This window comes from Psychrobacter namhaensis (assembly GCF_016107545.1).
Lineage (GTDB): Bacteria > Pseudomonadota > Gammaproteobacteria > Pseudomonadales > Moraxellaceae > Psychrobacter > Psychrobacter namhaensis.
The window spans coordinates 1-1,478 of sequence record NZ_JABASS010000032.1 but is presented as its reverse complement, the minus strand read 5'-3'; the positions used below and the strand labels follow the sequence as shown (position 1 = coordinate 1,478).

Below are 1,478 nucleotides of genomic sequence, written 5' to 3'. Positions count from 1 at the left end.
TTCCTAGTGACCTACCCAGCAAATCCTATTGAAAGGATTTGCTCTTGCGCTGCCTGAAATTGACATGCAATTTCTACGGCGCTCAGGTCATCGTCAGCTCTCTATTCTAAGTAAAAGCCCCCTCCGCTAACGCGGAGGGGGCTTTTCTTTGTGTGTTATTTAACTATTGTATTGTTTTGCTCGATACTGTATATTCTATTTAGTAAATTTAAAAACATATGTTTATTTAATATGTATAGGTAATAAATAACCTATATTTTTATTGTTGTTTATTAACTGATTGTACTTATCAAGGAGAACACTATGGGAATTAAACCAGGTCCAAAAAGAATTGCTGACTCTACTGGCAAGCCAGATAGACGTCAACGTGATAATAAAAAAACTCCTGGTAATGATCCTTCTCTGAAACCTCATGAACATAAAAAAGGTAAGTAGTAGAGTAGAACATAATTATATATTTATATAAAAAACTCCTTTTATAATTTAAGAGGAGTTTTTTTATAGGCTTAATTCTCTAATATAATAATTGTATTGTAGAATAATTAATTATATTTTCACTAAATAGAGAAACAAGTATGGAAGAGACATGGGCATCAGGAGCAATAGAGCTACTAAAACATGCTGATTCACATATTGATCTTGATACAGCTTTCGATAGTAGGATGGCATTCATTAGTATTGATAATTCTGTTGAAACGTCAATTCGAGTCTTCATGTCCCTACCTGAGAAAATATCAGGTATAAAATTTCAAAGAAAGGAAGTAGATGAAGCTGGGAATAGCTTTCCTAAAATGATGGAGCTAGTTTTTCAAAGAGCACAATCTAAGCTTTCGGGTCTAAATGATAGTGACATAGAACATTATCATAGAATAAGGAATCAGCTATATCATAATGGCACAGGCTTAGGGGTAGATCGTAGATATCTTGTTGCTTATAGACAAATAGCAGCAGTTCTTCTAGATAATCTTTTTGATATAAAGGCAGTTTCAAAAGAAGCTGAAGCAACACTTGAGAATCTAATTTTACTTTTCAATGAAGTAGAAACGTTAGTTCGGGATGTATTAAATTATTCCAACATTGATATTGCTCATACCTTCAAATGGGAAATGGCTATGAAAGCTGGTATTTTAGACATTAAAGATATCAATGAATTGACAGAGCTTAGAATGATTCGCAACACTCAGGTTCATTCGAAAGCTCAAAATATTGATAGAGAGAGGATTAAGTTGGGTGTGCAAATAGCAGAAGCATTAGTGAAGAAATTAAGAGCTTAAATTATTCTTTTAGCTGATAAGCTTGCTACGTTTATGGTGTAATACAAGACTATTAGAAATACTATGTATTTGAAACTATGTAAAAAATTTAAAATAACTTATTGGTTTCAATTACCTTATCAAAATCAAATCCCAACTGCTCACCCTTGGAGCCTTTCCCAAACTTTGTGTAACTGCTTATAATCCACTAACTGGAGAATAAGC

Annotated in this window: 2 protein-coding genes; both read left to right on the top strand. The window is 32.9% G+C overall.

Annotation, left to right across the window (positions count from 1 at the left end; translation table 11 throughout):
- Positions 1–303: 303 nt before the first annotated feature.
- The gene (locus tag JFC06_RS12390) at positions 304–435 is read left to right on the top strand and encodes a hypothetical protein (RefSeq protein WP_265091400.1); all 132 of its coding nucleotides are present in this window, start codon (positions 304–306) and stop codon (positions 433–435) included.
- Between the two features lie 140 nt (positions 436–575).
- A complete protein-coding gene (locus tag JFC06_RS12165) occupies positions 576–1,274 on the top strand; it encodes a hypothetical protein (protein ID WP_193006468.1) in 699 nt (232 codons plus the stop codon).
- The last annotated feature ends 204 nt before the right edge of the window (positions 1,275–1,478 follow it).

Excerpts from the sequence above, each read along its gene's own strand:
- JFC06_RS12390 (WP_265091400.1), top strand. The coding sequence starts at position 304 with ATGGGAATTAAACCAGGTCCAAAAAGAATTGCTGACTCTACTGGCAAG.
- JFC06_RS12165 (WP_193006468.1), top strand. The coding sequence starts at position 576 with ATGGAAGAGACATGGGCATCAGGAGCAATAGAGCTACTAAAACATGCT.